A 5,870-nucleotide genomic window follows, 5' to 3' on the forward strand; every position below is an offset into this window, starting at 1 on the left:
GGAAATATGACCGCTCACTTCCAGCACCGCGTATTTAATTTGATCGATGCGTTCCAGCCCCTGACCTGAACGCGCGGCCTCGAGGATATCTTCCCGACTGATGCCCGACATTTTTAGCCGCTGCGTTAATATCCGGCCATGCTCCACCAAAATCAGCGGTCCTCCCTCCGCCATTTGTTCGAATAGCGGAAAGCGCGCTTTGAGTTTGCCCAGCACAATATCAATAGTGATTAAGGTAATGATGGTGAGACTGGCACCGGTAACGGAAAAGTCATCACCCAGCAATGCCTGCTGTGTGGCTTCGCTAATAATCAGCAGCAGAATCAAATCGAATGAGGTCATTTGCAGCAGTGTGCGTCGACCGGCAATTTTAAATACCACCATTAACAACAGATAAATGGCGGCTGCGCGTAATACCGTTTCCATAACGCTCTCCTTTTATGGGTAAATCCACTGCGATACCTTTACCGGTACCTGATGATTGACGTGCACGCTCAGCGCAACCCGTCCCGCCGCCTGCGGCTGAATCCCCAGCCAGATCACATGACCTGCTGCCGCCTCGCTGGCGTAAGTAAGCTGCAGCGTGTTATCCCGCGTGATGGCCTGCTGTGGCTGTGGCTGTAGCGTCTGGATCTGCAAATCGTCTAACGCGCCGCTGCCTAGCGTGACGGTGAAACGTTCGCCGCTCTGCGGTGCCACGCGAATCCGCAGGTTCATATTGCTGTCGATGCGACCAAAACGTTCATAGCGCAGGCTGACGGAACCATCAGCCGACTGCGCCTGCCCGTCACTTAATATGCCTTTGGAAAACAGCCCGCAGGCACCCAGGATCACAATCACCATCAGCACGTATTCACCGATACGCTGTATAACACTCTCCCTGCGTTGCCAGCGCATATCCTCCTGTACCGGATAATCACGGCTGGCTAACTCATCTTTCTTCATGGCGTTATTCCTCTTACAGTTAATTAGCTGACATCTTATCGCTAAGGTTATTTCCTCTTTGTCCTGAATTTTAAGCTTAGCGGTAAACGCCGGGATCCTCGGTAACAGTTTAATTCGGCTAAGCAGCGGTGCAGAAATTACGCCTATAATTCGGATGCCCGCCGCTGGCAATGCCTGTGAGCAGCGCCAGAGACGGGGTTTATTAATTTTACTCTGACAAGGAATACAGAATATGGATGAAGAACTGGTTAATTTAGCGACCGAAGTGGGTAATAAATTACTGGCCGCCGGCCTGAGCGTCACCACCGCCGAATCCTGCACCTCTGGCTGGGTCGGTTCCGCGCTGGCGGCCGCCAGCGACAGCAGCCGCTTTTACAGCAGCGGCTTTATTACTTACACCAATCAGGCGAAGCAGCGCGTGCTGGGCGTCAGCGCGGAGACGCTGGCGCGTGATACCGCCGTCAGTGAAGCCGCGGTACGGGAGATGGCCTGCGGCGCCAAAAAGCTCTCCGGGGATACGCTGGCTATTGCCGTCAGTGGCTATGCCGGCCCGGACGGCGGTGAGGACGGCACGCCAGCCGGCACCGTGTGGTTTGCATGGTGCCTGGCAGATGGCAGCGTGCACACCAGCCGGCAGTGGTTTTCAGGTGAAGGTGAAGAAGTGGTGCGCAAAGCGACCCTTTTTAGTCTGGCGGAATTGAACCGTCTGCTCGACGCTATTTAGCGCCGCTTCGCCGTTCAATGATTAAACGTAAATAAATAAGCCGGGCGGATAAAATTCCCACCGGAGGAAAATGTGTTGAGCATAAATAATCATCAGGCGGGTTAAAAGCGAGACCGTAATATGGACCGGCTCGCTAAAAATAGCGTGGTTATTTTACACCACAATCTCCAGCCTTCTCATCAATATAGCGTTAGCGAGGCGTGAAAAATATAACCGTCGCGCTTGTCAGTGAGGCAGTCTGCATTAGTATTAAGTGTGCAAAACATGCATGGCGGCAGATGCGTGATGTTATTTATTACTCATCACGAGGTAATAGTATGACAGAGCATAGAGGCGGTTCAGGTAATTTCGCAGAAGACAAAGAGAAAGCATCTGAAGCGGGTAAAAAAGGCGGACAAAACAGCGGCGGTAATTTCAAAAACGACCGTGAGAAAGCGTCCGAAGCCGGCAAAAAAGGCGGACAGAATAGCCATCGCGATTCCTGATGCGCTGTAACGCAGAGTAAGGAATGTCTCGGAGCAGGGAATGCTCCGTCATCAACAGGATGACAGGGATTTATTGCTTCGTTTCATTCCCTCTCTTTAATCGCGTTATCACTTAATGGCTTCAGCCTCCCGTTAATCACCGATTCGGAGAATATTTCATGAAAGTTAAATCGCTACTCGATCTTTTTATTCACGATCTTTCGGACGTTTACAGCGCGGAGAAACAGATCACTCGTGCGTTACCCAAACTGGTCCGGGCAGCCTCCGATGAAAGTTTAAAAAACGCTTTTCAGCAACATCTGGAAGAGACCCAGGGACAAATTGAGCGCCTCGATCAGGTCGTAGAGAGCCACGATGAGCTGCGCATCATGCGTATGAAGTGCCATGCACTGGAAGGCCTGGTAGAAGAAGCGCAGGAGCTGATTGAATCCACCGAAGCCGGCCCGGTGCGCGATGCTGGCCTGATCGGCGCGGCGCAGAAGGTTGAGCACTATGAAATCGCCACCTACGGCACGCTGGTGGCCATGGCGAAAAAGCTGGAGCTCAACCAGGCCGCAGAGCTGCTGGCCGCCACATTAGCCGAAGAAAAATCCACCGATGAAAAACTCACGGATATCGCGGAAAAGCAGTAACGCGACTGCCGTACAACGGAGGTAGATATGACGACCACATCCGCACTTTCGCATTATCACGACTGGCTGCGCGACGCTCATGCCATGGAAAAACAGGCCGAAACCATGCTCGAGCAGATGGCAAAACGCCTGGAAAACTACCCGCAGCTGCGTGCACGCATTGAGCAGCACATCGAAGAAACCCGTCAGCAGCAGTCTTTGCTGGAATCCATTCTCGACCGTCACGGCATTTCCCACTCCAGCGTGAAAGACGTTATGGGGAAAATGGCCGCCATGGGCCAGGCCTTTGGCGGTACCTTCGCGGAAGACGAAGTGGTGAAAGGCGCTATCAGCGGCTACGTGTTCGAGAATGCCGAGATTGGCAGTTACACCAGCCTGATCAGCGCCGCCACGCGTGCCGGGGATCAGGAGAGCGTGGCCATTCTCAAACAGATCTGTGAGCAGGAGATCGCGATGGCGGACTGGATGTTAACGCACATGCCTGAACTGACCGATCAGTTCCTGCTGCGCAGCGAAGACCCGGACGCGAAAGCGAAACGCTGATTTTCTCCTTTCGTAAGAGACTTTTTGAGGTGAGCTATGTTTCGACACGTTAAGAAACTGCAGTACACGGTGCGCGTCAGTGCGCCGAACCCGGGCCTGGCCAATCTGCTATTAGAGCAGTTTGGTGGTCCGCAGGGCGAACTGGCAGCAGCCATGCGCTATTTTACCCAGGGCCTCGGCGATGAGGATTTAGGACGCCGCGACCTGCTGATGGATATCGCTACCGAGGAGCTCAGTCATCTTGAGATTATCGGCTCGCTGGTTGGCATGCTCAATAAAGGCGCCAAAGGCAAGCTGGCCGAAGGCACTGAAGAGGAAGGCGAACTATATCGCTCAATCACGGGTGCCGGTAACGATAGCCATCTGACTTCGATTCTTTATGGCGGTGGTCCGCCGCTGACCAACTCCGGCGGCGTGCCGTGGACCGCGGCTTACGTGGATACCATCGGCGAAGTGACGGCGGATCTGCGTTCTAATATCGCCGCCGAAGCGCGCGCCAAAATCATCTATGAACGCCTGATCAACGTCACTGACGATGTCGGCGTGAAGGATGCGTTAGGCTTCCTGATGACGCGTGAAGCCGCGCACCAGCTTTCATTTGAGAAAGCGCTGTACTCCATTCGCGACAACTTCCCACCGGGCAAGCTGCCGCCAATTGAGCAGTATGCGCACAACTACTACAACATGTCGGAAGGTGATGACGTGCGCGGTAGCTGGAACTCCGATGACAACTTCGATTATGTGGCCGATCCGCAGCCAGCCGTTGACGGCGGAGATGGTCTGCCCTCCGTGACGCTGTCGCCGGATGAGCAGCGCGACATTGACGCGCTGGCCGCACGCACCGCGTCCGATCCGCTGATCGATCCGATTACCGGCGCGGAAGCAGGCAGCAAGAAGTCGCCCTGACGTTCAGTCAGACCAGGCAGTGACACGTTTTTTTCTCGCGCAGTAACTGGCCCCTGGCCCACGGCGTTTCCCTGACGGGAACGCCGTTTTTTTCGTCCTGCTATCTGTAACCACCCTGTTCTTTTCCCCACCAGCAACCTGGCCGGACAGATCGATTTCTGCTTCTCATTTTTACTGCATCTGACCTATACTGTTTTTATATACAGTATTTTCGGGGTGCCGATGATGTATGCATTGGTCGACGTAAACTCTTTCTACGCCAGCTGCGAAACCGTGTTTCGCCCGGATCTGCGCGGCAGGCCGATCGTGGTGCTGTCAAACAATGATGGCTGCATTATCTCGCTGAGCCGCGAAGCGAAGGCGCTCGGCATCAAAATGGGTGCGCCCTGGTTTAAACATCGCGACGAGCTGATGCGTCATCAGGTGGTGGTGTTTTCATCTAACTATGCGCTGTACGGCAACATGTCGGCGCGCGTGATGGAGACGCTCGACCGGCTGGCACCGCGCGTGGACGTCTATTCGATTGACGAGGCCTTTCTTGATGTCAGCGGAATTGAAGGCTACACCTCGCTGACGCGCTTTGGAGAGCAGGTACGTGACTGCCTGTGGAAAGAGACGCACCTGAAAGTGGGCGTCGGCATCGCGCCAACGAAAACCCTCGCCAAGCTGGCTAACTGGGCGGCCAAACGCTGGACCAAAGCCGAAAACGTCATGGACCTCTCTGATCCGGCGCGCCAGCGCGGCCTGATGCAGCGGGTGGGCGTAGAGGAAGTGTGGGGCGTCGGCCGCCGTTTATCTAACAAGCTGAACCTGATGGGCATTCAAACCGCTCTGCAGCTGGCGGAGACCCCCACTGCGCTGATCCGCAAGCATTTCGGCGTGGTGCTGGAGCGCACCGTGCGCGAGCTGCGCGGCGAACCGTGCCTGGCGTTTGAAGAGGTGATTCCGCACCGGCAGAATATCCTCTGCTCGCGCTCGTTTGGCGATCGCATTACCGATTATCAGGATATGCGCGAAGCCATCGCCAGCTATGCGGCACGCGCAGCGGAGAAACTGCGCAGCGAGCGTCAGTACTGCCGCTACATCGGCACCTTTATCCGCACCAGCCCGCACGATCCGCATCAGCCCTACTATGCCAATGCCGCCAGCCAGACGCTGATTACCCCTACCGCCGACAGCCGCGACATCATTCAGGCCACGCTCAACTGCCTGGATCGCATCTGGATCCCCGGCAAGCGCTACCTGAAAGGCGGCGTGATGCTGGGAGACTTCTTCAGCGACGGGGTGGCGCAGCTTGATCTGTTTGCTGACTATCAGCCGCGCCGTAACAGCGATCAGCTGATGGCGCTGATGGATAAGATCAACGCTCACCAGCGCGGTGCCTTGTGGTTTGCCGGTCAGGGCATCCAGAAACCCTGGGCGATGAAACGCGACATGCTGTCTCCGGCTTACACCACGCGTATTAGTGACGTGCCGCGCGTGAAGGCAAAGTGACTTAACCTCTCCCCTGCGACAACCCTGAACCTGTCACGCTGCGCGGAATAATCGCAAGGCGGCGGGAGAGAACGTAAGGCGGCGGGCAGAAAAAAAAGGCAAAACAACCCCGCGGCCGCGGATGTTAGACCAGCCACCACG

Annotated in this window: 8 protein-coding genes; 6 read left to right on the forward strand and 2 right to left on the reverse strand. The window is 55.5% G+C overall.

Annotation, left to right across the window (positions count from 1 at the left end):
* Together QMM04_RS20335 and QMM04_RS20340 are read right to left on the reverse strand one after the other, a co-directional pair.
* A partial coding sequence (locus QMM04_RS20335; protein ID WP_282996882.1) for a YetF domain-containing protein occupies nt 1–426 on the reverse strand: 426 nt, incomplete at its 3' end.
* A gap of 12 nt (nt 427–438) precedes the next feature.
* Nucleotides 439–945 (reverse strand): hypothetical protein, encoded by a 507-nt coding sequence (locus QMM04_RS20340; protein ID WP_282996883.1) that lies wholly within the window; start codon nt 943–945, stop codon nt 439–441.
* A gap of 232 nt (nt 946–1,177) precedes the next feature.
* Between QMM04_RS20340 and QMM04_RS20345 the strand changes: the two genes are divergently transcribed.
* The 6 genes from QMM04_RS20345 to umuC all read left to right on the forward strand — a co-directional run bounded on the left by QMM04_RS20345 (nt 1,178) and on the right by umuC (nt 5,729).
* On the forward strand, nt 1,178–1,669 hold the full coding sequence (locus QMM04_RS20345) for a nicotinamide-nucleotide amidohydrolase family protein (protein WP_058769659.1): 492 nt from the start codon (nt 1,178–1,180) through the stop codon (nt 1,667–1,669).
* A 317-nt stretch (nt 1,670–1,986) separates the two neighbouring features.
* The gene (locus QMM04_RS20350; protein ID WP_021506330.1) at nt 1,987–2,154 is read left to right on the forward strand and encodes a general stress protein; all 168 of its coding nucleotides are present in this window, start codon (nt 1,987–1,989) and stop codon (nt 2,152–2,154) included.
* Between the two features lie 158 nt (nt 2,155–2,312).
* Entirely contained in the window at nt 2,313–2,786 is a 474-nt protein-coding gene (locus QMM04_RS20355; RefSeq protein ID WP_021506331.1) for a ferritin-like domain-containing protein, read from the forward strand.
* A 27-nt stretch (nt 2,787–2,813) separates the two neighbouring features.
* Nucleotides 2,814–3,329, forward strand: coding sequence for a DUF892 family protein (locus tag QMM04_RS20360; RefSeq protein WP_021506332.1), 516 nt, complete (start codon nt 2,814–2,816; stop codon nt 3,327–3,329).
* A gap of 36 nt (nt 3,330–3,365) precedes the next feature.
* The gene (locus QMM04_RS20365) at nt 3,366–4,235 is read left to right on the forward strand and encodes a manganese catalase family protein (RefSeq protein ID WP_021506333.1); all 870 of its coding nucleotides are present in this window, start codon (nt 3,366–3,368) and stop codon (nt 4,233–4,235) included.
* 225 nt (nt 4,236–4,460) lie between these two features.
* The gene (gene umuC, locus QMM04_RS20370; protein WP_058757630.1) at nt 4,461–5,729 is read left to right on the forward strand and encodes a translesion error-prone DNA polymerase V subunit UmuC; all 1,269 of its coding nucleotides are present in this window, start codon (nt 4,461–4,463) and stop codon (nt 5,727–5,729) included.
* The last annotated feature ends 141 nt before the right edge of the window (nt 5,730–5,870 follow it).

It is taken from the genome of Pantoea sp. Pa-EAmG (assembly GCF_030024295.1).
Lineage (GTDB): Bacteria > Pseudomonadota > Gammaproteobacteria > Enterobacterales > Enterobacteriaceae > Pantoea > Pantoea dispersa.